The organism is Pseudoduganella dura, from assembly GCF_009727155.1.
GTDB lineage: Bacteria > Pseudomonadota > Gammaproteobacteria > Burkholderiales > Burkholderiaceae_D > Rugamonas > Rugamonas dura.
In genome coordinates, this window is record NZ_WNWM01000002.1 from 5,758,002 (window position 1) to 5,780,937 (window position 22,936).

Genomic DNA, 22,936 nt, shown 5'->3' on the forward strand with positions numbered 1-22,936 from the left:
TATTTATAGGAATTCAGCGGGATGACACTGCCGCCCGGACGCCCGCCATGCCGTCCCGGAGCTGTCCGACGAGCTCGCGAAGCTCCGGATTGTCCGGATCGGCCGTGCTCATCGCGGTGCCTTGCCTTTGCAGGTCTTCGAGCACCCGCACGACTTGCGGCGTTGCCGGCTGGGCTTCGAGCTCGCGCAGCCGCAGCCGCATCAGGTCCACCTGCCACTGCTGGTTAGTGGGGTCGCGCGTGGTCAGGTCGGCTGCCAGTTCCCGTGCACGGGTGTAGGCAGCCAGCGCGGCCGGCCGCCTGCCTTCGTCGAGCCGCGCATTGCCCTGATGCCATAACGCATAAACGAGCCGGCTACGCCACAGCAATTCGTCCGGCGCGGATCGGTGCAATGCTTCGAGCAGCGTGCCTTCCTCGGCATGGCAGCGTGCCGCATCGGCGTGGCGTCCCGAGCCCGTCATCGCCTCGCCCAGCCACTGCAGGCTGTTTGCCAGTCCGCCGGCATATTTCCGCTCGTCGGGCCGGCTTGCCGCCGCGCGCCGGTTCAGCGCCACCGACTTCTCGAAGTGTCCCGCTGCCTTGTCATATTCCTTGCGCGCCATTGCCACGGCGCCCAGGCTGTTGTGCAGGTTCGCCACCTGGTTCCAGTGGTTCGCGTCGTCGAACCGTTTCGCCAGCAGGGTGACGAGCGCCAGGCTTTGCCGGAAATGACGTTCGGCGGAATCATGCTCCCCGCGCTCCAGGTGCAGCTTGCCGAGGTCTGACGCGGTGACGCTCATCGTTTCCAGCGCGCCCGGATCGTCGGTGCTGCCCGCATGTGGAGCCAGCGACACTTGCGCAGCCTCCAGCGCCTGCCTGGCCTTGTCCGGCTGGCCGCGCGCCGTCGCGACTTCGGCGATCAGGTTCAGCGTGCCGGCCCGCTGTACCCGCGCGGTCAGGCTGTCGCGTTCGCCCGCCGCGGCCAGGTACGCCAGCGCCTTGCCGCTCACGCTGTCGAGCAGGTCGAGCCGGCCCAGCGGCCGCAGCCTGTCGGCAAAGTCGCCGAGCATGAAGCCCATCAGGCTCTCGGCCTCGGTACGGTGCCGCTCGGCCTCGTGCTGCGCGGTGCGCGCACGCAGGCCCAGCACGCCGGCCAGCACCGCCAGCAGCATGAACAGCATCATGACGACGATCACGATGCGCTGGCCCAGCTTCACGCGGTTCACCGACCGCTGCACGAATTCGCGCGCCACCGGCGTGAGCGTGACTTCGCCGGCCGCCAGCAGGCCGCGACCGCCGTTCACCTGGCTGCCGCGCGGCAGCAGCAGGTCTTTCGGCTTGCCGCCCGCGGCCCAGCGCTCGGCCTGCGCCGTCACGCGCGTGCGCACCTGCAGGTCTTGCCGGTGCCGTTCGATCCAGTCCGCCACGCGCGGCCAGCGCCGCAGCAGGGCTTCATGGGCCACGCCGAAGCAGGGCACTTCGCCGCTCAGTTCACTGACGAGCAGCCGTGCGTCCACCAGCGCCCGCACCAGTTCGCGCTGCGGTTCCGTCGCCAGGGCTTCCCAGGCGGGGCGCCGCGCGGTCACGGCATGCTGCTCGTCGCCCACGGCCACCAGCAGCGACAGCACGTGCGGCAGCGCGGCCTGCTGCGCGGCGGGGAGCGCGGCCACCACCTGTTCGGCGCGCACGCCCAGCGCGCCTTCGATGCCGCCCAGCCGGCGGAACACATCGAAGCGCAGCAGGCCATCGTCGCCGCGCTGGCGATACAGCTCGTCCAGGCAGTACTGCAGCAGCGGCAGCACGTCCGGGCTGGCGCGGGCGGCGTCGCACAGCACATCGTCCAGCGCGGCGCCGGTGCCGGCATCGCGCTCGAACGTCAGGCGGGCGGCGCGGGCCGGTTCGCGCACCATCTGGGCGATGCCGGCGCCATCCGGCGGGTCGATGTCGAAATGGCCGCCGCGCGTCTTCAGCGCCATCATTTCCGGCACGGCCATCAATTGCGGATAAAAATCGTTGCGGCAGGCCAGCAGCACCAGCACGTTGGCACGCGCCAGGCGGTCCAGCGCGTGGAAGAACGCCGCGCGTTCGGCATCGCCGGCAGCGGCGCGGAACACCGCTTCGAGCCGGTCGACGAACACGGCCAGCCGGGTGGGGCCTGGCGGAGACAGCGCCGCGGCGACGGCGGCCGGCTCGTCGCGCAGCCGCCGGCCCAGCGACACGGCATCCACGCCGTCGAACAGCGGCGCGCCATCGCGTTCGGCATCGAGCAATACCGCCGCCAGGGCACCGAGCAGGCCACTGCCGCCCAGGTCCGCGCAATCCATGTGCAGCGGGCAGTCGACGGCGACCAGGCCGCCGTTCGCGACCATCAGCTGAGGCAGCAGGCCGGCACGCACCAGCGAAGTCTTGCCGGAGCCGGAAGCGCCCAGCACGAGCGCCATCGCGCAGCCGCCGCTGACCTGGTCGAGCACCGTCTGGCGCAGGCGCGTGGCCGCCTGCACGCGCCCGAAGAAGATCGCCGCGTGGCTTTCCTCGAACGCGGCCAGGCCGCGGAACGGCGAGCCGCCGTCCCAGGCATCGGGGCGCGGCGCTTCTTCCACCACCTCGGCGATGGCCCGGTAACCCCGCTTGCGCACCGTTTCGATATAGCGCGGGTCTGTGCTGGAATCGCCGAGCGCCTTGCGCAATTGCGCGATCGCCTTGTGCACCGGGTTGTCGCCCAGCTCGGTGGAACCCCAGCACTTTTCCAGCAGTTCCTCGGCAGGAACCACCGCGTGCGGATGGCGGCACAGATAGCGCAACACGTCCATCGCGCGCGGTTCCAATGCCACGCGCGTCTCGCCCATGCGCAAGGCGTTGCCTGCCACTTCCACATGCCACTCGCCGAAGCGAAACCCGCGGTGATTCATCCGATCGCCAACCCTGAAAATTATTTTCTTTTTAAATCAGTAACTTGGCTATTCCGGAAGGTTTCCGGAAGGCGCCGGAAGGCGGCCCTGAGTAAAGTGCACTTGACTGATCAACATCAATCTTAACATTTCTTCAAATCAAATAGATGCCGAACCATATTGCTTTTGCCGACCTCGAGGAATTCTCGCGGCACTACCTGAAACCGCTGCTGATCGATGCGCTGCAGGTCCGGCTGGACGCATGGCCGGTCGCGCTGGCATTGCCGCCGGATGCCATCGTCGACCGTGCCGGTAGCGCTGGGCAACGCTCCGGCGTACCTGACGGAACGATCGGCGACCCATGCTTCGTCCGCACGGCGCGTGGCTGGACGTGGCGCGATCATGCTTTGCTGCAATGGCGAACGGGCGGGACGGTGGCCCATCGCCGCATTTCCGAACAGGAACACCGGTATGACGTGTTCCTGTCCGAGCAGCCGGACATGGCCGGCGTGCCGCGCCCGACCGTCGACCTGCACGCGGTGCGTACCCGTTACGAGCGCGACGCCGTTATCCAGCTCGGCGCGGACAACGCCGCCTGCGACCTCGGCGCCGGCTGGGCCAGGCTGACGCTGCGCTGGTCGCTGCGGCTGCAACTGGTGGCAACGGCCGTCGGCCGGGTCAATGTGGTGACACGCGCAAAACGCCCGGCACCGCATTCCGACGCTGGCCGTACCGGGCCCTATGTCACCGCCGATCCGCTGGCGCACCTGCTGAACGTGCGCCGGCTGGCGCGCGACTGGGAGCGGGGCGGCGCGAGCCTCGGCGCCGTGCAGGACCAGCTGGTGAGCCGGCTGGCCGCGGCGATCGAGCCGCCGCTGGCGCAGCATGCCGCATCCCATGCCGCACTCCGGGCCTGGGGCTGAACACGATGGTCAACCTGATCCTGCATCCAGGGGCGGCGCGCCGCCCGCTGTTCATCGTCCGCGACGGCAATCTTCCGCTCTTGTTCGGCGTGGACGGCGCCGGACGCCTGCGCATGCTGCAGCACATGGGCGCCGGCGCCTGGTCGGATACCGATCTTTCGGCAGCGCTGCCCGCCGCGGCGAGGGTGTGTTGCGCCGATGTGCGGCAGGCGCCCGACGGCACGATCGGCATCGCGCTGGCCATACGGCACGGCGCCGGCGACTGCACGCTGCATATCGCGACCGGGCTCGCGGCCGGGCAGGACGAAGCCGGCTGGCTGGAAGCGATGCGGCAACTGGCGCCCGTGCCGGGCCTGCCCGCCGGCACGCAGGTGACCCGCCTGGCATTCGGGCCGCTGCAGGCCGGGGCGCCGCCGCTGCTCCTGATTACCGCGGGCTCCGCCTCCTGGTACTGCAATGCCGCCGCACCGATGCACACCCTGCGTACGCTCCATTTGCCGGCGGCGCAGGCCTACGCCATCGGCAACTACCGGCAGCCGGGGATCTGGGCGCTGCACCCGTACGGGAAGGGCAGCGCACTGCGCTTCACGCCGTTGCGCGACCCGTTCGGCTGGTATGTGGCGCTCGATTATCCCGAGGTGCCGGCGCACACGCATAGCGTGCTGCTGGCACCGGGCTCGATGCCGAACGTGCCGGACCTGTACGCGGCGGGCGACCGCATCGTGGTCTACCGCGGCGGCAACACGCAGCCGCAAACGGTGGCCCAGGTGGCGGGCGCGCGCCTGGTATGGAGCCATGCACGCGAAGGCGCCGAATACCTGGCCTTCGCGGATGCGGATGGCGCCTTGTGGATGGTGATCCGGCCGTACCGTGGCACCTGGAACCCGCCGTTCCTGCTGACGCGCCGGCGCGCGGTGCTGGCGGTGGCGGGCCAGTTCATCCATGCGGCCGTGATCGAGGAGGGCCGCCTCCAGGTGCAGCGCTTCACGATGGACGGGCTTCTGTACAGCAGCGAGATCGTGACGGTGGACTGGTGATATCCGCATAAAAAAACGCCGCCAGCCTTGCGGCGGACGGCGTTTCCGGTCAACACGGAGCGCTTGCGGATTACTCGTAGGCGCTGATCGGTGCGCAGCCGCACATCAGGTTGCGGTCGCCGTACACGTTGTCGGCGCGGCCGACCGGCGGCCAGTACTTGTGCTTGCGCAGCGACGCCAGCGGGTAGGCGGCCACTTCGCGGCTGTACTTGCGGTCCCAGTTGTCGGCGATCAGCACCTCGGCGGTGTGCGGCGCGAACTTCAGCGGGTTGCTCGCCTTGTCGAATTCGCCGCTTTCCACCTTGGCGATTTCCTGGCGGATCGCGATCATCGCCTCGATGAAGCGATCCAGTTCGGCCTTGGCTTCCGATTCGGTCGGCTCGATCATCAGCGTGCCCGGCACCGGGAAACTCATCGTCGGCGCGTGGAAACCGAAGTCCATCAGGCGCTTGGCAACGTCCTCGTTGCTGATGCCGGTGGCATCGGTGAGCGGGCGCAGGTCCAGGATGCATTCGTGGGCGACCAGGCCGTCATGGCCCGAGTACAGCACCGGGTAGTGCGGCGCCAGGCGGCGGGCGATGTAGTTGGCGTTCAGGATCGCCGTTTCCGTCGCGGCGGTCAGGCCTTCGGCGCCCATCATCGCGATGTACATCCACGAGATCGGCAGGATCGACGCGGAACCGTAGGCGGCGGCCGACACGGCGCCGATGCCTTGTTCGTTACGCTGGTAGCCGGTGGAACGCTGGTTCGGCAGGAACTCCGCCAGGTGCGCGCCCACGCCGATCGGGCCCACGCCCGGTCCGCCGCCGCCGTGCGGGATGCAGAAGGTCTTGTGCAGGTTCAGGTGCGACACGTCGCCGCCGAACGCGCCCGGTGCGGCCACGCCGACCAGCGCGTTCATGTTGGCGCCGTCGATGTACACCTGGCCGCCGTGCGAATGCACGATTTCGCACAGTTCCTTGATGCCTTCCTCGAACACGCCGTGCGTGGAAGGGTAGGTGACCATCACGCAGGCCAGGTTCCTGCTGTGCTGCTCGGCCTTGGCCTTCAGGTCGGCCAGGTCCACGTTGCCGTTCTCGTCGCAGGCGGTGACCACGACCTGCATGTTGACCATGCTGGCCGATGCCGGGTTGGTGCCGTGCGCGGAAGACGGGATCAGGCAGATGTTGCGATGGCCTTCGCCGCGCGACTGGTGGTACTTCTGGATCACCAGCAGGCCGGCGTATTCGCCCTGCGAGCCGGCGTTCGGCTGCAGCGACACGGCGGCATAGCCGGTCACGGCGCACAGCATTTCTTCCAGCTGGCCGATCATTTCGCGGTAGCCCACGGTCTGGTCTTCCGGCGCGAACGGGTGGATGTTCGAGAACTCGGGCCACGTGACCGGGATCATCTCGCTGGTGGCGTTCAGCTTCATCGTGCACGAACCCAGCGGGATCATCGTGCGGTCCAGCGCCAGGTCCTTGTCGGCCAGGCCGCGCAGGTAGCGCAGCATTTCCGTTTCGCTGTGGTAGCGGTTGAAGACCGGGTGGGTCAGGTAGGCGCTCGAGCGTGCCAGTGCGGCGGGGAAGGCATCCTCGCCGTTTTCCTCGACGGCGGCGAAGTCCGGCGCGGCCGGCGCATCCTGCACGCCGGTGGAGAACACCGTCCACAGCGCGGCCAGCGTGTCGCGGTCGCTCGTTTCATCCAGCGACACGCCCACGTGGTGCGCATCGATGCGGCGCAGGTTCACGCCGTTGGCCACGGCCGCGGCGTGCAGCGCATCGGCACGGTCGGTGGCGATCGTCAGCGTGTCGAAGAACGTTTCGTTTGTCAGGCGGTAGCCGAGCGTGCGCAGGTTGCCGGCCAGGATGCCGGTGTAGCGGTGCACGCGGGTAGCGATCTGTGCCAGGCCCTGTGGGCCGTGGTACACGGCGTACATCGACGCGATCACGGCCAGCAGCACCTGCGCGGTACAGATGTTGGAGGTGGCTTTCTCGCGGCGGATGTGCTGCTCGCGGGTTTGCAGCGCCAGGCGGTAAGCCGTGTTGCCCTGCTGGTCGACGGTGACACCGACCAGGCGCCCCGGCATCGAGCGCTTGTATTCGTCGCGGGTGGCCATGTAGCCGGCGTGCGGGCCGCCGAAGCCCAGCGGCACGCCGAAGCGCTGGCTGTTGCCCACGACCACGTCCGCGCCCCATTCGCCCGGCGGCGTGAGCAGGGTCAGCGCCAGCAGGTCGGCCGCCACGACGATCATCGCGCCGGTGGCCTTCACTGTTTCGACGTCGGCGCGGTAGTCGCGCACGGCGCCGTCCACGCCCGGGTATTGCAGCAGCACGCCGAAGGCGTCCGTCACGCCGGCCAGTTCCGCCGGGTCGAACGTGCGCACCTCGATGCCAAGCGGCTCGGCGCGCGTGGCGATCACTTCCAGCGTTTGCGGCAGCACGTCCTTCGCCACGTAGAACACTTTCGATTTCGATTTGCCGACGCGCAGGATCAGCGTCATCGCCTCGGCGGCGGAGGTGCCTTCGTCGAGCATCGACGCATTGGCGATGCCCATGCCGGTCAGGTCGGTGATCGCCTGCTGGAAGTTCAGGATCGCTTCCAGGCGGCCCTGCGAGATCTCCGGCTGGTACGGCGTGTAGGCCGTGTACCAGGCCGGGTTTTCAAAGATGTTGCGCAGCACCACGCCCGGCGTGAACGTGCCGTAGTAACCCTGGCCGATCAGCGACTTGACAACCTTGTTCTGGCCTGCGATGGCCTTCAGCTTCGCCAGCGCGGCCTGTTCCGGCAGCGGCTCGGCGAACTGGCCGAGGGGCAGGGTGCTGCGGTTGCGGATATTTTCCGGAACGATCGCATCGATCAGCGCGGCGCGCGTGGCATAGCCGAGCGTGTCGAGCATCTGCTGCTGCTCGGTGGCGTCCGGGCCGATATGGCGGGCGATGAAGGCGTCGCGGGCTTCGAGGGTGGTCAGGCTGGTACGGGTCATGAAGGATCTCTTGGGCCAAAAGGAAAAGGGCCGGCGCGCCGGCCCTGGTGCGGCATGAATTACGAGGCGGTGTTCTTGCCGTACGTATCGGCGTCCAGCAGGCCGTCGATGGCGGCGACGTCGGCCGGCTTCATCTTGAACAGCCAGGCGTCATAGGCGTTGGCGTTGATCGATTCCGGGGAACCGGCCACCGCGTCGTTGACGGCGGTGATTTCGCCCGACACCGGCGCATAGATGTCGGAGGCGGCTTTCACCGATTCCACCACGGCCGCATCGTCGCCGGCGGTGTAGGTATTGCCGACCTTCGGCAGTTCGACGAACACGATGTCGCCCAGCGCGTCCTGTGCGAATTCGGTGATGCCGACCGTGATCGTGCCGTCGGCTTCCTTGCGGATCCACTCGTGGGATTCGGTGTACTTCAGCTCTGCCGGGATATTGCTCATGTGTTGCTCCAGATTGGTGATGTTATTGGGGAGGTCAGGCGACCAGGATTTTACCGTTGCGCACGAAAGGCAGCTTCACGACCGTGGCGGCCAGCTTCTTGTCGCGGATTTCCACGTGCACGGTGTCGCCCACCTGCACGCCCATCGGCACGCGCGCCAGGGCGATCGCCTGCTGCATCGTCGGGCTGAAGGTGCCGGACGTGATCTCGCCGGTGGCGCCATCCGCGGCGATGACTTTCTGGTGCGCGCGCAGCACGCCGCCTTTTTCGCGCAGGATCAGGCCCACGAACTGGGCATTCTGCCCGGCGGCCTGCAGGGCGGCCTTGCCGACGAAATCGCGCTCGGCGACCAGGTCGATCGTCCATGCCAGGCCCGCGTCCAGCGGGTTCACGGTTTCGTCCATGTCCTGGCCGTACAGGTTCATGCCCGCTTCCAGGCGCAGCGTATCGCGCGCGCCGAGGCCGGCCGGCTTCACGCCGCTTGCCGCCAGCGCGTTCCACAGCGCCTCGGCCTGCGTGGCGGCCACGCCGATCTCGAAGCCGTCTTCGCCGGTGTAGCCGGTACGCGCCACCATGGCTTCGCCGAACGCGGTGTCCTTGACGATGGCGACGTTGAACGGCTTCATGTCGGCCGTGGCTTCCTTTGCCTGCGGAATCAGTTCCCACACCTTGGCGCGGGCGTTCGGGCCCTGCACGGCGATCAGGGCCATGGCATCGTTGTTGTCGCGACGCTCCGTGATCGTCAGGCCGGCGTTCCACTCGGCGTTCTTCGCCTGCATCCATGCCACGTCCTTCTCCGCGGTACCGGCGTTCACGACCAGGCGGAACCAGTTCTCGGTGAAGAAGTAGACGATCAGGTCGTCGATGACGGTGCCTTCGGGATTGAGCATGCACGAGTACAGCGCCTTGCCGGAAACCTGCAGCTTGTCGACGTTGTTGGCCAGCAGGCGGCGCAGGAAATCACGTACATTCGCGCGCCCATCCGTGCTTTTGATGTCGACGACGCACATATGGGCCACGTCGAACATGCCGGCATCGCTGCGCACGGCGTGGTGTTCCTCGATCTGCGAACCGTAGTTGACGGGCATGTCCCAGCCGCCGAAATCGACCATGCGGGCGCCGAGGGCGCGGTGGGCTGCGTTGAGTGGGGTGGCTTTGAGCGTCATGGGACCTTGGACTTCGGTTGGGGTTAACAGCACAACAGCCAAGCACAGGCACGGAAGGCGCGGACAGCACTTTTCCACTGTTGTTCGTTACCCCTCTGTCCTCGGTACCTGAGAGATAGCGGTTCGATGGTTCGACTCCGCACGCCCCTTCGGTGGGCAAGCTTACCGGTTACCGTATAAGCGTGCCGCTCTCCAGAGTTTCGGCCACCTGCTGGCGGCCCCTGACCGGTCCTTTGTGCCTGAGAGTTTTTGGGTGATGCCCCTTCGGCGGCAGCTGGCGCTGCGCTCTCCCGGTCGAGGATCGGGACTATATGTTAAGTGGAAGGGGGTGTCAATCTTGTAGGGGTAGAGGTGCGGCAGGGGGCTGGCAGGATGCGCAAAGCTGGGGCACTCCGTTTGCTGTCTCATTTGGCTGACCCGTGATGAGAAGCGAGTTTTCAATAAAAAGGCAAGTGTCAAAAAATATAAAGTGACAATGCGTGAATATTTCTGATGCATGGTTATGCTATATTGCTTAATTGCAATACAAATTTATTTGCAGTGGCTGATATGGTCATGCAATCAAAACTATCAAGGCGATCTATGTTGTTGGAATTGAATTCATTTTCTAAGTTACGGGTCAAGGCGGAATTGAATTAGGTGAAGGCATAGTCAAGGCTGACAGAAGTCGATATAGTGTTGAGCAGCGCTCGAAAGATGATTGGCTTCGCCAAAATGGCTATCCGGTTGATCTTGTGCGAAAGAAGTAGGTCATTATGAATGCAGCAAAAAACTACAAGAGCTTTAAGCGTTATCTCGCGAAACGCTTAGCACCCGAGGGTTACGTGGGAAACGGGAATGCGTTGACTTTGAAAGTCTCGGAAGCCGTGATCGTTTTTGAACTTCAGCAAGATCTGAAAAACAGCTCAAAAGAGATGGTTCGGTTCACCGTCAATACTGGGATTTCGCTCCATGCCTTGCGTGAATTTTTTAGCGACGATTCCTCGGAATCAGTTTTTTCTGCAGAGCAGTGTCATTGGAGATCTCGCTTGGGACGATTGATGGATTCTCCCAGCGACGTGTGGTGGACGATAAGTAATGACGAAGATGTCGAGTCTCGTTGCGATGAGATCGTGTCGATAATAAGAGATATTGCGCTTCCGCAAATCAAAACGTTGGCTGTCGCAGAGACATTCGTGCAGCTCTGGAAAAATGGTAAAGGTCAAGGGTTGACAGAGTATGAGCGGCGTATCAGTCTTGCTAGATTGTTGTGGGCATTGGGCCGTGAGACGGAGGCACAGGGGGCTCTGGAAGCATTCGAGACTGCGAGTATTGGAAAAGGGTGGGCGGCATCGGCAAAAGTCGATGCACGAGAGTTGAAAAAGCACTTTGAATAGTGCCGGGAATCGAAATTTGGATATGGCCTGACGGTAGCCGAGTTGCGGCCAAAAGTCGGATCGTACCCTGATTCTATTTCGCCTGTCTTAAATTCGTATAAGAGCCGTGCTGTTCGTATCCGGCTAAAAATGCCTACAGGTGTTGTTGCAGTCCCTGATGGCGGCTGCGTTGGGCCGTGCGGGAGGGCCTAATACCCCGCCGGTTTTTCACATAACACGCAATTCTCGCTGGCGGCGCTAAACCGCCCCGTCCTTGACTAAGCGTGTCAAAAACATCCGTTTTCAAGATTTAACGCTTCGACCGGCAGGCGTAGGCCCGTGGTCCGCTATGAATAGGCACACGCAACCGGTTCACGACCACATCAATGTCGCCAAGCTGAACACGACCGGCGCCAGCTACCTATTCCGCCACATAATGACGACTCTGATGCTGGAGAATGGCGCCGAGAGACTGTATGGGCGGCGCCCAAGCTTGAAGCTACCTATTACCCGACGACACGCAATAGAAACATGCCTGACTACTGCACGATGCAATTGGCCTACCGCCCGCCCCGGATCGTCACATGCTTGCCATGCTCAATCGCATCACCGGCATCCGACCCCCTGCGCATGCACGCGCGTGCCAGCCCTTCGAGCCCCCTCCCGAACGAGCGCTTCAACACCGGCTTGAACCGGTCGCTGAGGGAACCGAGCGCGGCGATCATGCCCAGCGTCGCCACGACGACGACAGGCACCTGCAGCATGCCGAGCCCGGCCGGCGCAATGGCCACGGCGAAAAACTTCAGGATCGGATAATGAAACAGGTAGATCGCGAAGGTATATGCCGACATGATGCGGACCGGGTGCTCGCACGCGTGCCAGACCCTGCCGAGCACCGGCGCCAGTGCCATCATCCCGACGACGTGCAGCGTCGCCAGCAGCCCGAAAGCGCAGCTGTACAGGACGTGGCTCGAAGGACCGAGCGCTGGCGCCACCGGACCGAGCGCGGCAATGGTCAGTTCCCGCCACGCGGCCTTGGCGCCCGATGTGGCCAGCAGGTACAGGCCGCCCGTGGTTGCCGCGGCGAGCACCAGTGCGGCGGGCTGCCCCAGTCTTCTTCTGCACGTGACCGCGTAGGCGGCAACGCCGAACAGCCAGACCGGCATCAGCAGCAGTATTTTGGGGCCGCATATCATGCAAAGCACGAGCACGGCGATGCATTTGCTGCGTCGGCCGGGCACGTAGCGCGCCGCCGCGTAGATCATGTAGTACCAGAATTCGTAGCCCAGCGACCAGAAGGGGGTGTTCGACAGCGGCCGGATCGCGGCGAACCACAGCTCGTTGGCGAACAGCAGGCTGGCGCCGATGCCCCAGGCGCCATGTTCCATCGAGGCGGCATACTCGCCCGGCGCCAGCGCCGCGCCGGCGCAGTCCAGCACCACCGTCACCAGCAATGCCGGCAGCACCACGCTGTACAGGCGCGCGAACCGCGAGGCGAGATAGTCGGCCGCGCGGAACTCCCGCGTGCGGACGACGTGGGCAATGACAAATCCGGACAGCACGAAGAACACCGTCACCGCCTCGCCGCCCAGCCCGGACACGAACCACAATGCCGGCATCCCGCCGGGCAGCAGGTAACTGGCGTGGACGATGAAGACGACGAGGGCCGCGGCGAGTCGCAGTACGTCGAGATAGAGGGAGGCTGCCTTGTTCATCGCCGCGCAGGGAAGGGGAAGTTCGCCTCACCTTACTGGCGCGACCATCTCCCGGCCTTGCGCCGGCGCAGATGGCGGGCTGGCTGGTTCGCGCTCGTCAGACCGCGAAATTTGCCGCGTCCATCGGCGCGGCGTGCGTCATGTCGAACCGGGTGCGGATGGCGTCGATCGCCTCGTCCATCGCGGCAAGGAACACGCCCATGACGGCCGTCGTGCTGTACCCGGTGCGCTGGTACAGGCACGTGTGCAACTGCGCGCCGGCGTCGAGCAGCGGCGTCCATGCCAGCGTGCCTGCGGCCACGGCCTGCGCCACGTTTTCCGGGATCAGGAAGGCCACGGCCTGGCCTCGTTCTACCAGCGTGCGCGCCATCGGCACCGAACCCGTTTCCACCAGCGGCCGCACTTCGCCATGCAGGCGCGGTTCGATCAGGCGCGCCATGCCGCTCAATTCCATGTCCTGCGCCATCAGCACCAAAGGGTAGCCGAGGCAGTCGCGCAGGCGCACTGTCCTGCCGGACCGCGGCAGCGGATGACCCGGTACCGTGACCGCGCCGAGCCGCTGCGGCCAGGCGCGCACTTCTTCCACGCCGGGCGGCGGCAGGGCCCGGCGCAGGCAGTAAGCCACGTCCACCTCGCCGTTGGCGACCCAGCGCAGCAGGGTGGCGCCGTTGCCGGAACGCACGTTGTACGTCACGCCCGGATGACTGTCCATCAGCCTGCCGATCACGTGCGGGACCAGGTGTTCCGCCGATGAATGCGAAACGCCCAGGTTCACGTGCCCGCGGCGCAGTTCGCGGAATTCTTCCACCTGCGCCAGCGCATTGTCGAAATCGCGCTGGCTGCGGCGCACGGCGGCCAGCATGATGTCGCCGGCGGTGGTGAGCTGCATGCCGCGGGGCAGGCGGTCGAACAGCGGCGCTCCCACGGTCCGTTCCAGGTTCAGGATCTGCTGGTTGACGGCGGCGGCGGTGAGGTGGAGGGTCTCGGCCGCCTTGCGGACGGAGCCGCGCTGGGCCACCTCATCGAAGCAGCGGAACGCCTGGGAAATCGACGGCATGGTTTCACAATGGAGTGTAAGGAATTTCTTTACACTCTATCATAAATTATCAGCTATTCCACACGCTCATCCATTCCTACAATGCCTCATCCGCCGGCACCGAGCCGGCCGGCAATCGACATGAGGGGAAGACGTGAGCGCATTTCGAAGGACGATCGCCGCGGCCGTGGCCGCCACCGTGCTGGCGCTGCCGGCCGCGGCGCAATCGCAGGTCGCGGTGTTCGGGCTGGTCGACGCCGGCCTGGCGGTCAACAAGCTGGCCGGCAGCGGCGCCAGGAAAGTCTATGTCACCAGCGGTTCGATGACGACCTCCACCTTCGGCGTGCGCGGCACGGAAAGCCTGGGCGGCGGCTGGAACGCTTACTTCGAAGCCAGCCCCTTCTTCAGCCTGAAAACCGGCGCCATCGTCGGCGGAACGAACCAGCAGAACCTGTTCGGGCGCAGCGCCTTCGTCGGCATCTCGTCGCCGGTGCTGGGCGCCATCGACATCGGGCGCGGCAACAATCCGTCGTTCCTGCCCACGCTGCGGTTCAACGCGTTCGGCAATTCGGGCGGCTGGGGGCCGCTGTGGCACGCCACCTATTTCAACTTCACGCAATACCCGTCGTTCGCCGGCGTCGATGGCCTGATCCACGACACGGCCTGGGATGGCCAGGTGCACTACACGTCGCCGAACCTGGCCGGCGCCACCGTCAACCTGCATTACGCGCCCGGCGAGATCGCCGGCCGGCGCGGCGTGGCGAACCGGGGTGCGAACATCCTGTACCAGAACGGCGCACTGGGCCTGGCCGCGTATTACCAGCACACCGCCGTGGAAAGCTCGGGCGGCGCGACGGCCGACTGGTACACCAGGCCCTTCGATGCCGGCGCCGTGCGCGTGCCGACCAATTCAGCCACCACCAGCCATTTCGCCGGCGCCAGCTACGACTTCGGCCCGCTGAAAGCGTTCGCGACATGGCAGCGCAGCCGCCAGGAAATCTCGCATATCCGCGCCCGCACGGCGCAGGCCAGCGTGGCGATTCCCGCGCGCGGCGGCCGCGTCCTGGCCGAGGTTGCGCGCACCCGCTATGCGGGCCCGGCGGCGGCTGCCGAAACGCTGCTGCAGGAAGCCGCGATCGGCTACGACTATCCCCTGTCACGCCGCACCGATGTCTACGCCAACTACCTGCGCAGCCGTAATTCACACGCCCGGCCGGACGGCTACACGGCCGGCGCCGGCATCCGCCACCAATTCTGAACCACAGGAGCAACCGCATGACCACCACAGTCGACCAGATCACCCAGCGCCGCCGCGGCGTCGGCCTGATCGCCCACGATCCCGCGCTGAGCGCGGGCGGCTACACGCTGATCGCCCCGCAAACGGCCGGCGGCTATGTCTACCTCATCGATATCGACGGGGAGGTGGCGCACCAGTGGAAGCTGCCGGTGCGCCCCGGCCGCGCCGCGGTGATCCTGCCGAACGGTAACCTGGGGTACAACGGCAACCACGCCGGCTCGCCGGAGCGCTATGGCGCCTGGTCGCTGTGGCATGGCGGCGATTTCTACGAAGTGACGCCGGCCGGCGAGGTGGTCTGGCGCTTCGAGGACGACAGCCACCACCACGACGCGCGCTGGCTCGCCAACGGCAATTTGCTGTATGCGGGATGCGTACCCCTGCCTGCGCAATTCGCGCAACGCATCCCGGGCGGCACGGCGAAAAATGCCGGCGAAACCACGTATGGCGATGTGATCCGCGAAGTGAACCGCGCCGGCGAGATCGTGTGGGAGTGGAAGGCCTGGGAACACCTGGAACCCGAGGCGTTCCCGATCGCCGCCGGCTTCGGCCGCAACCACTGGCCGCTGGTGAACGGCCTCGACGTGACGGCCGACGGCCTCGTGCTGATGAGCTTGCGCACGACCAGCGGCATCATCGGCGTGGACAAAGCCAGCGGCAAGGTGCAACTGCACATCCCGCCGTCGGTGGTGTCGCACCAGCATGCGCCGGTGGCGCTGGAGAACGGCAATATCCTCGCTTTCGACAACGGCAATTTCCGCAAGGGCCAGCACGTGGTTTATTCGCGCGTGCTGGAAATCGATCCGCGCACCGGCGAGGTGGTGTGGTCGTACCAGGACGAACTCGTCAACGCGTTCTACACGGCCTACATGGGCAGCGCCCAGCGCCTGCCGAACGGGAACACGCACGTCACCGAATCGGCCACGGGGCGGCTGTTCGAAGTCACGCCGGCCGGCGAAGTGGTGTGGGAGTACATCATTCCGTGGTTCGCCGAGTATCCGGACGAAGCCGCGCGCAGCTACGTGCCCGGCCGCCAGAACAGCGTGTTCCAGACGTTCCGCTACAGCCGCGAACAGCTGCCGTGGCTGAAGGACTGACCATGCGCATGCTTCGTTTTACCAGGCGCGCATGCGCCGCGGTCCTGTCGAGCCTTGCCGTGCACGCCGCGGCCTGCGCCGCGCCAGCCGCGGAACCCGTCCCGGTGCGCATCCTGCTGAACTGGTTCGCCCAGCCCGACCAGGCCGGCTACTGGCAGGCGCAGCAGGACAAGCTGGGCCGCGATGCCGGCATCGCCATCACCGTGCGGCAGGGCGGCCCGCGCATCCAGACGATTCCGCAGGTGGCATCGGGCCAGGCCGAATTCGGCATCGCCAACGCGGACGACCTGCTGCTGGCGCGGGCCCGCGGCGCACCGGTGCGCGCCGTGCTGGCGCACCTCGACCACGTTCCCTACACGCTGGTCTACCACCGCAACCCGGCCGTGAAATCGATCCGCGACCTGCGCGACCGCACCTTCGCAGTCAACCTGGGCAGCGCGTACTGGGAGTGGCTGCGGCATCGCTACGGGCTCGACGGGGCGCGGTCGATTCCCGTCAGCGGCGACCTGAGCCTGTTCCGCAACGATCCCCGCATGGTGCAGCAGGGTTATTCGCTGTACCTGCCGGCGCGCATGGCACAGGCCGGAGTGGCCGTGCAGCAGGTCACGCTGGCGTCGCTGGGCTACCGTTCCTATGGCGTGCTGTTCACCACGGACGAGATGATCCGCGACAGGCCGGCACTGGTGCGCGCCACCGTGGCCGCCGTGCGACAGGGCTGGCGCAATTACGCGGCCAACCCGGCGGCATTGCGGCCGCTGCTGACCGGCCTGAACCAGCAGATCCCGCCCGCGTTGTACGACTCGGCCAGCCGCGAGCTGATCGACACGCAACTGGCGGGCGATCCGGCGAAATTCGGCTGCATGAGCGCAGCGCGCTGGCGCGAACTGGCGGCCCAGCTGGCCGCCGTGAAATTCCTGCCGGCCGGATTCGATGCCGGCAGCGCGTTCGACCGCACGCTGGTTCCCGGTTGCGATTCATGAGCGGCATCGGCGGCATCACGCTCGACGGCATCTCGAAGCGCTACGACAATGGCCTGCAGGCGATCGATACCGTCGACCTGGCGTTGCCGGCCGGGTCGTTCACCTCGATCGTCGGGCCGTCGGGCTGCGGCAAATCGACGCTGCTGCGCATCATCGCCGGCTTGGTCGAACCCAGCACCGGCCGCTGCCTGCGCGGCGCGGGCACGCCGGCCTTCGTGTTCCAGGAGCCCGCGCTGCTGCCCTGGCGCACGGTCGAGGGCAACGTCCGGTTGCTGATGGAACTGGAAGACTGGGCGACAAGCGATTGCCGGGCGCGCGCCGCGGAAGTGCAGCGGCAGGTCGGCCTGGGCGGCTTCGAGCGCGCCTATCCGCACGAACTGTCGGGCGGCATGCGCATGCGCCTGTCGCTGGCCCGCGCGCTGGCATTGCGGCCCGACCTGCTGCTGCTCGACGAGCCGCTGGCCGCCGTGGACGAACTCACCCGCGACCTGCTGCAGGAACAGCTGTCGCAGCTGTGGCAGGGGGCGGGATTTACCGCCGTGCTGGTCACCCACAACGTGCACGAGGCGCTGTTCCTGTCCGAGCGGGTCGTGGTGATGGCGCCACGCCCGGGGCGCGTGGTGCGGGTATTCGACGTGCCGTTCGCATTCCCGCGCGCGCCGGAGCTGCGCGCCAGCCCCGCCTTCGCCGCGCTGGCCGGGCAGGTCAGCGCCACACTGCGCGCATCCACCACCATCCAGGGGCAGTCATGACCGACATTGCTTTCCGTTCTTCTGCCGCCGGGCGCATGGCGGCGCAATGGCTGCCCGCCCCGGCGCTGGCGGTGCTGGCGCTGGGCGCCTGGCAGGCGCTGTGCATGACCGTCTACCGGGGCAAGGGTTACCTGCTGCCGTCGCCGCTGGACGTGGCCGGCGCGGCCGCGAACAACGCCACACTGCTGGCCGGCGCCGCGTCGACCACGCTGCGCGAAGCGGTGCTCGGGTATGTGCTGGCGGCGCTGCTCGGCATCGCGCTGGCGGCGGCCATGAGTCAGGCGCGCCTGCTGGAACGCTGCCTGTATCCATATGCGGTGCTGCTGCAGACGGTGCCAGTGGTCGCGGTGGCGCCGCTGATCGTGCTGTGGAGCGGCTACAACGAACGCTCGGTGGTGCTGATCGCGCTGATCATGGCGCTGTTTCCGATCGTGAACAACACGCTGCTGGGCCTGCGTTCCACGCCGGTGCAGCTGCTCGAACTGTTCGCGCTGCACCGCACCGGGCGCTGGCGTACCTTCATCCGGCTGCGGCTGCCGGCGGCGCTGCCGCACACGCTGGCCGGCCTGCGCATTTCCGCCGGGCTGTCGGTGATCGGCGCCATCGTCGGCGAATTCATCATCGGCGCAGGCAACGCCGCCGGCGGGCTCGGCGTGCAGATCGTGTTCGCGCAGGGGCGCATGGATACGGCGCTGCTGTTTGCCGAAGTGATCGCCGCGACCATGCTGGGCTTTGCCCTGTTCGCCGCGGCAAGCGGGGCGGGGCGCCTGCTGCTGCGCCACTGGCATGAATCGGTGCGGTAGATCAAGCAGGAAGCAAAGCAGGAAATGAGGCAGGAAACAAGGCAGGAAACCTCGGGCCGCGAAGCCCCGAAGACGGTGTTGGATATTGTTGAACCGCAGGTCGCTGTAACCCGCGGCAACACTCGACCATTCCTCCAGCGTACGGTCGTGCGGCCCCAAAAACAGGTCGTGCGCTAGAATGCGGGAAACCGTTCTTTGAGGGTAAAAAAATATGAGCGAGGATAAGCAAAAGCTCGATGGCGCCGCATGGTTCACGTTGTCGGGCGACGTCAACAGCGATATGGTCCATCGTGTATTCGAAGCGGTGGCGGACATGACGGAGGACGGCGTCGAGACTGCCCACATCCTGCTGCAATCGAATGGCGGCTATGTCAGCGATGGCCTGTGCCTGTACAACTACCTGTCCAACCTGCCGATCAAGGTGGTCATGTACAACGGCGGCGCAGTGGCGTCGATTGCCGTGATCCTGTTCCTGGCCGGGCGCGAGCGCTATGCCAGCGAAACCGGCCGCTTCATGGTGCACAAGTCGCATGCCAGCGCGCCTTCGGGGGCGCGGCCCGATGCCCTGCGCATCATCGTCGAGGGTTTGCAGGCGGACGATGCGCGCACCGAGTCGATCCTGCGCCAGCACGTGCACCTGAGCGAGGAACACTGGCTCGTCCATGCCCATGCCGACCTGCACCTGACCGCGCGCGATGCCGCCAAGGTCGACCTCATCAACGAAATCCGCGATTTCCGCCCCCCGAAAGGCAAGCGGGTGACGAATATTTAAACCAGGAATATCCGGGTCCGGATTCCAGGTTCGCCGCGCATCGCAGTCCAGGTTGCGCTGCAGCTCGCACGGACGAGAAAAAAGCCTGGTACGACACTGCTGTTCCAGGCTTTTCTCGTGGTGAAGCATCCGGCCGCGAATATCGGCTGCACGCTGGTCCGGCGTTGTTACTTGCCGCGCGAGCTGGATTTCTTGGTGTCGTTCTTGTGGCTTTGACGGCCGGCTTCGGCATGCTGCTCCGGCGTGCCGCCCTGGGTGCCGCCCGAAGCGGAGCCTTTGTTGCCGGACTGTTTCGAGCCGCTGCTGGAGGAGGAAGAGCCCTGCTTGTTGCCACCGCTTTTCTGATTCGAGGCCATTTTGCGTTCCTTTATCAAGTGAAGTAGACAATGCGCGCCGTTGCTCATCAGTGACCGTGCCGCTTTGGCGCGACCGTGTCACGAACTCGTTTCCGGTAGCGAAATGATGCGTTTTCGATCAGACGCCGGATATCGGAGTTTACCGTTAGCCCCTGTAGGACAAGGCCCCGCAGCACAAGCATTAAGCTCGACAATACAAGGACTTACGCGAGCACAGCGGCAATACGACGCGGATTTTGTCGATAATTTCCACCTTGATATTGCTTTGTGGAAATGGTGTGGCAGAATGAGACCATCGATCATCCGTCCGTAATCATGCTTTCCACTTCCACCCATCCAGAGCTGCCACCGGGGGCCGTCAGCCCGCGGCACGCGGTGCTGGAAGAACTGGTCGCGATCGCGCTGCGCCACGTGGCCGAAGGCTTCGGCGCTGTCTGTTCGCAGCTGGCCGGCATCCTGGAGGACGGCGCCGCGCCCGCAGGGGCGCGCACCCGCGCCGCCGGCCTGCTGCGCGGCCGTTGCCATGCGTTGCTCCCGGTCGTGAGCCGGGTGCTCGAACGGGCATTGCGAGAAGAGCTGGCCCGGCTGGCACCACGGCCGCGCGGGGCGGAGCAGCCGCTGGAACTGGTGCCCTACGAAGAAATGGACCAGCGCGTGACCTTCGGCGCCATTGCCAGGCCGTTCGATACCGCCCATGCCGATGCCCTCGCGGTGCTCAATGCCCGCCTGGCACGCCTGCTGGAACGCGAAACTCTCCGCACCAATCCATTCCGGCCCGAGGTCTTCGTCGCCGCGCTGCACCAGGCGTGGACGGAGTTCGACGGCGAGCCGGACAGTGCCGCCGCCGTGCTGGCGCTGTTGCAGCCGGACCGGTTCCACGACCTCGGCAGGATCTATGCCGCGCTCGATCTCGCGCTGGAGCGCCGTGGCGTGCCGTCCGGCATCCACCGCCGGCCATGGGCGGAGCAGGCCGCGCATGACGGCCGGCGCCAGGCCGGACTGTCCCGCCGGCTCCATGCGTACTTCGCGCGCACCGGCGCGGAAGGCGCGCCGGCCGATAGCGATGCGCCACCGCCCGCCGGCGCCGTCGGTGCGCACCTGCAGGCATGGCTGGCCAGCCTGCAGGTACGGCCTGGCGATGCCTCCAACGTGGTCCGGTTGCCGGCGCTGCGGCGCAACGCGCCCCCCGGCATGCTGTCGCGCGCCGACGAAGGCACGATCGACCTGCTGTCCGCCGTGTTCGATACCGTGTCCGGCGACCAGGCGATTTCGCCGGAAAGCCGCGAGCTGCTCGGCTTGCTGCAGCTGCCGCTGCTGAAGGCGGCACTGGCGGACCGCGATTTCTTCTTCCAGGAACAGCACCCGGCGCGCCGCCTGCTGGAGCTGCTGTCGCACCTGGGCTGGGAGCGCACGCTGCGCGGCGGCGGGCGGCGCGACGATCCCCAGTTCCAGGCCATGCGCCGCAGTGTCGACCGTGCCGCGCGCGACGGCGATGAGGCGGCGGCGGCCTTTGACCAGGCTGTTCGCGAACTCGAGGCGGCGCTGAAGGCGGAAGAAGCGGAAGCGGCCGGCGCCATCGCGGCACCGATCGCCGCCGCGCTGAAGCAGGAGAAAACCGCGGCGGCCCGCCGCTGCGCGCGGGATGCAGTGGCGATGCGCGTCGGCACCGGCGAAGTGGTGGCCGTGGTCGAAGCGTTCCTGGAAAACAAATGGACCGACGTGCTCACAGTTGCCTACAGCATCGATGACGACAGGCCCGGCGCGGTACGCCACGCCACGCAGGCGATGGACGACCTGCTGTGGAGCGTGCGGCCAAAGCTCGACGCCGGCGAGCGCCGGGACTTCATCGCGAAACTCCCGTCCCTGCTGGCCACGTTGAACCGGTGGCTGGACGTCGTCCGGTGGCACGATGCCGACCGGCTGCGCTTCTTCGCCGAACTGGCCGATTGCCACGCGTCGATCGTGCGCGCGCCGCTGGACATGCCGGCCGAACGGAGGCTGGAGCTTGCCGTGCAGGCCACCCGGCTGGCGGCCGAACGCCGCGCGGCGCGTGCGGCGCAGGAATCCCGGGCGGCGACGGTGCCGCCTGCGCCGGCGCCGGAAGAAGAACTGGCCGGCCTGGCGCGCGGCACGTGGTTCGACCTCGATGGCGACGGCGGCCCGCGCAAGGTCCGGCTGGCATGGATCAGCCCCCTGCGCACCCTGTTTATCTTTTCCAACGGCGCGCGCGAGGAAGCGTTCTCGCTGGCGGCAACCGAACTGGCGCAGCGCCTGCGCGCCGGCACGGCCACCGTGCTGCATGCCGAAGGCGTGGTGGTGCGCGCGCTGTCGCAGGCGCTGGCGGTGAATGATGCCGGCGCGACGGATCCGGCCGGGCATGCCGGCGTGGCCGCCGCCTGAGCGGCGGAACAACGCGGACAACGCCCGTTCCAGGCCCGTCCGGCCGCCGCGTGCCACGTCACGCATGCCGGCAAATGCCGCGCGGGAAGTACCGCGGCCGTGATCGAAGCGGCAAGTTTAAGAAGAACTTAATATATAGTCACTACCCTGCCACCTCCGCGGTCGCCTGGGCGTGGTCGACCGGCTATGCCGGGAACCGCTGTCGGCAGGGGCCTTGTTGCACGATGTGGCATACACGTGGCATTAAGATGAAGTTGCTAATTCGCAACTTTTCGTGTATAAACCGGTGCAGGCAATCACGAGGAATCGAACCGATGATGATGTTGTGGATGGCGCTGTCGGCGCTGGGCAGTATGGGTGTGACGGGGCCGCTGGGCGTTGCCGTCGCCGTATGGCTGCTGGCCGGGCGCACCTGGCGCCTGTCGCTGTCATGGTGCCTGCTGTTCGGTATCGGCCTGCTGCTCGTGGTGGCCACCAAGGTGGCCTGGTACGGCTGGGGCATCGGCATCCCCGAGTGGAAGTTCGCCGGCCTGTCGGGGCACGCGATGCGCGCGTGCGCCGTGTACCCGGTGGTGCTTTACCTGATGTTCCTGAAGGCGCGGCCGCTTGTCCGCCACGCGGCGCTGGCCGGCGGCGTGCTGCTGTCCGTGCTGATCAGCCTCTCCCGCGTGCCGGTGCTGGCGCATTCGATGTCTGAAGTGGTGCTCGGCGGCGGCGTGGGCCTGGCCGTGGCCGCGGCATTCATCGCCATGGCGCGCAGCGAGCGGCCGGCGGCCGTCGGCCGCATCCTGGTCGCGCTGTGCGTGCCGCTGGTGCTGGTGATGCCGTTCACGAAACCTGTGCCGGGCGAAAGGTGGGTGCGGCAGGTGGCGGTGTACCTGTCGGGCAACGAGCCGGTCCAGCGCGCCTGGAAGCTGGGCCCCGACCGCAAGCCGTACAGGAAAGCGCAGGGGCCGGTCTGAGGCTTGCCGGCGCAC

General features: G+C 66.6%; 18 protein-coding genes and 2 riboswitches. Of the genes, 11 read left to right on the forward strand and 7 right to left on the reverse strand.

Features of this window, described 5'->3' with window-relative positions:
• Window positions 1-13: 13 nt before the first annotated feature.
• Window positions 14-2,887: an nSTAND1 domain-containing NTPase gene (locus GJV26_RS25160; protein ID WP_155711369.1), complete on the reverse strand. Its 2,874-nt coding sequence runs from the start codon at window positions 2,885-2,887 to the stop codon at window positions 14-16.
• A gap of 146 nt (window positions 2,888-3,033) precedes the next feature.
• Here GJV26_RS25160 and GJV26_RS25165 point away from each other — a divergent pair, with 146 nt between their 5' ends.
• A complete protein-coding gene (locus GJV26_RS25165; RefSeq protein ID WP_155711370.1) occupies window positions 3,034-3,789 on the forward strand; it encodes a hypothetical protein in 756 nt (251 codons plus the stop codon).
• 5 nt (window positions 3,790-3,794) lie between these two features.
• Complete coding sequence (locus GJV26_RS25170; RefSeq protein WP_155711371.1) at window positions 3,795-4,826, forward strand: hypothetical protein; 1,032 nt, start codon at window positions 3,795-3,797, stop codon at window positions 4,824-4,826.
• Between the two features lie 70 nt (window positions 4,827-4,896).
• On the opposite strand, the gene gcvP is transcribed toward GJV26_RS25170, so the two are convergent.
• Genes gcvP through gcvT form a run of 3 tightly spaced genes read right to left on the reverse strand, consistent with a single transcriptional unit; the run spans window position 4,897 to window position 9,399 of the window.
• Window positions 4,897-7,791: an aminomethyl-transferring glycine dehydrogenase gene (gcvP, locus tag GJV26_RS25175; protein ID WP_155711372.1), complete on the reverse strand. Its 2,895-nt coding sequence runs from the start codon at window positions 7,789-7,791 to the stop codon at window positions 4,897-4,899.
• Between the two features lie 59 nt (window positions 7,792-7,850).
• Entirely contained in the window at window positions 7,851-8,234 is a 384-nt protein-coding gene (gene gcvH, locus GJV26_RS25180; RefSeq protein WP_155711373.1) for a glycine cleavage system protein GcvH, read from the reverse strand.
• A 34-nt stretch (window positions 8,235-8,268) separates the two neighbouring features.
• Complete coding sequence (gene gcvT, locus GJV26_RS25185; protein WP_155711374.1) at window positions 8,269-9,399, reverse strand: glycine cleavage system aminomethyltransferase GcvT; 1,131 nt, start codon at window positions 9,397-9,399, stop codon at window positions 8,269-8,271.
• Between the two features lie 85 nt (window positions 9,400-9,484).
• A riboswitch (glycine riboswitch) is annotated at window positions 9,485-9,605 on the reverse strand.
• Between the two features lie 10 nt (window positions 9,606-9,615).
• Window positions 9,616-9,702: riboswitch (glycine riboswitch) on the reverse strand.
• Window positions 9,703-10,154: 452 nt separating this feature from the next.
• Here gcvT and GJV26_RS25190 point away from each other — a divergent pair.
• The gene (locus GJV26_RS25190) at window positions 10,155-10,775 is read left to right on the forward strand and encodes a DUF4304 domain-containing protein (protein ID WP_155711375.1); all 621 of its coding nucleotides are present in this window, start codon (window positions 10,155-10,157) and stop codon (window positions 10,773-10,775) included.
• A gap of 539 nt (window positions 10,776-11,314) precedes the next feature.
• Here the strand turns inward: GJV26_RS25190 and GJV26_RS25195 are convergent.
• Together GJV26_RS25195 and GJV26_RS25200 are read right to left on the reverse strand one after the other, a co-directional pair.
• Window positions 11,315-12,469 carry an acyltransferase family protein gene (locus GJV26_RS25195; RefSeq protein ID WP_155711376.1) on the reverse strand — a complete coding sequence of 385 codons (1,155 nt, stop codon included), beginning with the start codon at window positions 12,467-12,469 and terminating at the stop codon, window positions 11,315-11,317.
• Between the two features lie 97 nt (window positions 12,470-12,566).
• Entirely contained in the window at window positions 12,567-13,526 is a 960-nt protein-coding gene (locus GJV26_RS25200; protein ID WP_155711377.1) for a LysR family transcriptional regulator, read from the reverse strand.
• A gap of 133 nt (window positions 13,527-13,659) precedes the next feature.
• Here GJV26_RS25200 and GJV26_RS25205 point away from each other — a divergent pair, with 133 nt between their 5' ends.
• From GJV26_RS25205 to GJV26_RS25230, 6 genes are all read left to right on the forward strand, one after another.
• Complete coding sequence (locus GJV26_RS25205; RefSeq protein WP_155711378.1) at window positions 13,660-14,763, forward strand: porin; 1,104 nt, start codon at window positions 13,660-13,662, stop codon at window positions 14,761-14,763.
• A 17-nt stretch (window positions 14,764-14,780) separates the two neighbouring features.
• On the forward strand, window positions 14,781-15,896 hold the full coding sequence (locus GJV26_RS25210; protein ID WP_155711379.1) for an aryl-sulfate sulfotransferase: 1,116 nt from the start codon (window positions 14,781-14,783) through the stop codon (window positions 15,894-15,896).
• Between the two features lie 2 nt (window positions 15,897-15,898).
• Entirely contained in the window at window positions 15,899-16,876 is a 978-nt protein-coding gene (locus GJV26_RS25215) for an ABC transporter substrate-binding protein (protein ID WP_229419443.1), read from the forward strand.
• A complete protein-coding gene (locus tag GJV26_RS25220) occupies window positions 16,873-17,628 on the forward strand; it encodes an ABC transporter ATP-binding protein (protein ID WP_155711380.1) in 756 nt (251 codons plus the stop codon). The genes GJV26_RS25215 and GJV26_RS25220 overlap by 4 nt, the downstream gene beginning before the upstream one ends.
• Window positions 17,625-18,431 (forward strand): ABC transporter permease, encoded by an 807-nt coding sequence (locus GJV26_RS25225; RefSeq protein WP_229419444.1) that lies wholly within the window; start codon window positions 17,625-17,627, stop codon window positions 18,429-18,431. Before GJV26_RS25220 ends, GJV26_RS25225 begins: the two co-directional genes overlap by 4 nt.
• 211 nt (window positions 18,432-18,642) lie before the next feature.
• Window positions 18,643-19,203 carry an ATP-dependent Clp protease proteolytic subunit gene (locus GJV26_RS25230; protein ID WP_155711381.1) on the forward strand — a complete coding sequence of 187 codons (561 nt, stop codon included), beginning with the start codon at window positions 18,643-18,645 and terminating at the stop codon, window positions 19,201-19,203.
• A gap of 167 nt (window positions 19,204-19,370) precedes the next feature.
• Here the strand turns inward: GJV26_RS25230 and GJV26_RS25235 are convergent, their stop codons facing one another.
• Window positions 19,371-19,559 carry a hypothetical protein gene (locus tag GJV26_RS25235; protein WP_155711382.1) on the reverse strand — a complete coding sequence of 63 codons (189 nt, stop codon included), beginning with the start codon at window positions 19,557-19,559 and terminating at the stop codon, window positions 19,371-19,373.
• A gap of 315 nt (window positions 19,560-19,874) precedes the next feature.
• On the opposite strand from GJV26_RS25235, the gene GJV26_RS25240 reads away from it, so the two are divergent.
• Together GJV26_RS25240 and GJV26_RS25245 are read left to right on the forward strand one after the other, a co-directional pair.
• On the forward strand, window positions 19,875-21,959 hold the full coding sequence (locus GJV26_RS25240; RefSeq protein ID WP_155711383.1) for a DUF1631 family protein: 2,085 nt from the start codon (window positions 19,875-19,877) through the stop codon (window positions 21,957-21,959).
• Between the two features lie 314 nt (window positions 21,960-22,273).
• The gene (locus GJV26_RS25245) at window positions 22,274-22,921 is read left to right on the forward strand and encodes a phosphatase PAP2 family protein (protein WP_155711384.1); all 648 of its coding nucleotides are present in this window, start codon (window positions 22,274-22,276) and stop codon (window positions 22,919-22,921) included.
• Window positions 22,922-22,936 lie beyond the last annotated feature (15 nt).

Excerpts from the sequence above, each read along its gene's own strand:
- GJV26_RS25160 (WP_155711369.1), bottom strand. The coding sequence starts at position 2,887 with ATGAATCACCGCGGGTTTCGCTTCGGCGAGTGGCATGTGGAAGTGGCA.
- GJV26_RS25165 (WP_155711370.1), top strand. The coding sequence starts at position 3,034 with ATGCCGAACCATATTGCTTTTGCCGACCTCGAGGAATTCTCGCGGCAC.
- GJV26_RS25170 (WP_155711371.1), top strand. The coding sequence starts at position 3,795 with ATGGTCAACCTGATCCTGCATCCAGGGGCGGCGCGCCGCCCGCTGTTC.
- gcvP (WP_155711372.1), bottom strand. The coding sequence starts at position 7,791 with ATGACCCGTACCAGCCTGACCACCCTCGAAGCCCGCGACGCCTTCATC.
- gcvH (WP_155711373.1), bottom strand. The coding sequence starts at position 8,234 with ATGAGCAATATCCCGGCAGAGCTGAAGTACACCGAATCCCACGAGTGG.
- gcvT (WP_155711374.1), bottom strand. The coding sequence starts at position 9,399 with ATGACGCTCAAAGCCACCCCACTCAACGCAGCCCACCGCGCCCTCGGC.
- GJV26_RS25190 (WP_155711375.1), top strand. The coding sequence starts at position 10,155 with ATGAATGCAGCAAAAAACTACAAGAGCTTTAAGCGTTATCTCGCGAAA.
- GJV26_RS25195 (WP_155711376.1), bottom strand. The coding sequence starts at position 12,469 with ATGAACAAGGCAGCCTCCCTCTATCTCGACGTACTGCGACTCGCCGCG.
- GJV26_RS25200 (WP_155711377.1), bottom strand. The coding sequence starts at position 13,526 with ATGCCGTCGATTTCCCAGGCGTTCCGCTGCTTCGATGAGGTGGCCCAG.
- GJV26_RS25210 (WP_155711379.1), top strand. The coding sequence starts at position 14,781 with ATGACCACCACAGTCGACCAGATCACCCAGCGCCGCCGCGGCGTCGGC.
- GJV26_RS25215 (WP_229419443.1), top strand. The coding sequence starts at position 15,899 with ATGCGCATGCTTCGTTTTACCAGGCGCGCATGCGCCGCGGTCCTGTCG.
- GJV26_RS25220 (WP_155711380.1), top strand. The coding sequence starts at position 16,873 with ATGAGCGGCATCGGCGGCATCACGCTCGACGGCATCTCGAAGCGCTAC.
- GJV26_RS25225 (WP_229419444.1), top strand. The coding sequence starts at position 17,625 with ATGACCGACATTGCTTTCCGTTCTTCTGCCGCCGGGCGCATGGCGGCG.
- GJV26_RS25230 (WP_155711381.1), top strand. The coding sequence starts at position 18,643 with ATGAGCGAGGATAAGCAAAAGCTCGATGGCGCCGCATGGTTCACGTTG.
- GJV26_RS25235 (WP_155711382.1), bottom strand. The coding sequence starts at position 19,559 with ATGGCCTCGAATCAGAAAAGCGGTGGCAACAAGCAGGGCTCTTCCTCC.
- GJV26_RS25240 (WP_155711383.1), top strand. The coding sequence starts at position 19,875 with ATGCTTTCCACTTCCACCCATCCAGAGCTGCCACCGGGGGCCGTCAGC.
- GJV26_RS25245 (WP_155711384.1), top strand. The coding sequence starts at position 22,274 with ATGATGATGTTGTGGATGGCGCTGTCGGCGCTGGGCAGTATGGGTGTG.